At 40.5% G+C, this 1081-nt stretch carries 1 protein-coding gene and 1 pseudogene; one reads left to right on the plus strand and one right to left on the minus strand.

Features of this window, described 5'->3' with window-relative positions:
* Nucleotides 1-584: pseudogene (locus QT979_RS28885) on the minus strand (RNA-guided endonuclease TnpB family protein); the annotation flags it as partial.
* Nucleotides 585-648: 64 nt separating this feature from the next.
* Here QT979_RS28885 and tnpA point away from each other — a divergent pair.
* Nucleotides 649-1062 (plus strand): IS200/IS605 family transposase, encoded by a 414-nt coding sequence (gene tnpA, locus QT979_RS28890; RefSeq protein ID WP_333312393.1) that lies wholly within the window; start codon nucleotides 649-651, stop codon nucleotides 1060-1062.
* Nucleotides 1063-1081 lie beyond the last annotated feature (19 nt).

Genomic DNA, 1081 nt, shown 5'->3' on the forward strand with positions numbered 1-1081 from the left:
CCTAAAGCTTTTTGACTGTCTGTCACAGTTTGAATGCTAGATACCTTGTAAACAAACTCGGCGTAAAAACAGCTATTTCTGGGAAGAATTCTAATTTCTCTGATATCGGCATAGTCTAAGTTGGTAGGCATGGGAACTTGAAAGTTCTTCAGTCCAAACCAAGTTGTTACTTTTTGACCGAGAGGAATTGAAACTTGACCGTCGCTCAACTTTTTTCCAAGCGCTTGCTTCGGATAAGCTATCAAATGAAATCCGCCAGGAGTACGGTAATTGGGAAATTTGGGCTTAAATTCAAGCTTGCCATCCCAAAATAATTTAATTAGTCCTTTGAAAGATTTTACTGATTCACCGACAGCACCGCAAGTCTGCTGAGCAGCTTGAGCGCATAAAGCCCCGTAATGGGAATTGCGTTTTAAAGCGTTGATTACGTCAAATGGGCGGACGAAAGTGTCAGTTTTGAAATATATTTGGCGAGCGTAGTAGACCGCACAATTGTGCAGCTTGTTCGATTCCTGGCAAATATATTCTAGAACTGCTTTGAGTTCTTTGTCAGGCTTGAGTAGTATTTGTTGACACCCAAACATTATTTAACTTTTGTTGCTGTGATATGTTGATTATACACTATTAATCAACGGAGTTATTCACTCTATGGCGAGTTTGTCAAAAAAAGATTTAGAGTATCGGCACGAGAGCAAGGCCGTTTCACTGATCAATATGCACTTTGTCTTTATCCCCAAACGCCGTAAAGCCGTACTGGTAGGTAAAATCGCGGAACGACTACAAGAAATTATTTTCGAGGTAGTGACGGAAAACAGATGGAAAATCATTGCTTTGGAAATCATGCCAGACCATGTACATTTATTGGTTAACGTTAAGCCGACTGATTCTGCTAGCTTTGTTATGCAGAGGGTCAAAGGCAGGGCATCGAGTTACTTGAGAAAAGAGTTTCCTGAATTGTTGAAATTGCCTACATTGTGGACTCCCAGTTATTTTGTCGGTAGCGTTGGCAACGTTTCAACTGAAACTGTGAGAAAATATATCGAAGGACAGCGGAATAAATAATATGGAACACTCGTAGCCT

The sequence above is a fragment of the Microcoleus sp. w2-18bC1 genome (genome assembly GCF_036700365.1).
Taxonomy (GTDB): Bacteria; Cyanobacteriota; Cyanobacteriia; order Cyanobacteriales; family Microcoleaceae; genus Microcoleus.

Excerpts from the sequence above, each read along its gene's own strand:
- tnpA (WP_333312393.1), top strand. The coding sequence starts at position 649 with ATGGCGAGTTTGTCAAAAAAAGATTTAGAGTATCGGCACGAGAGCAAG.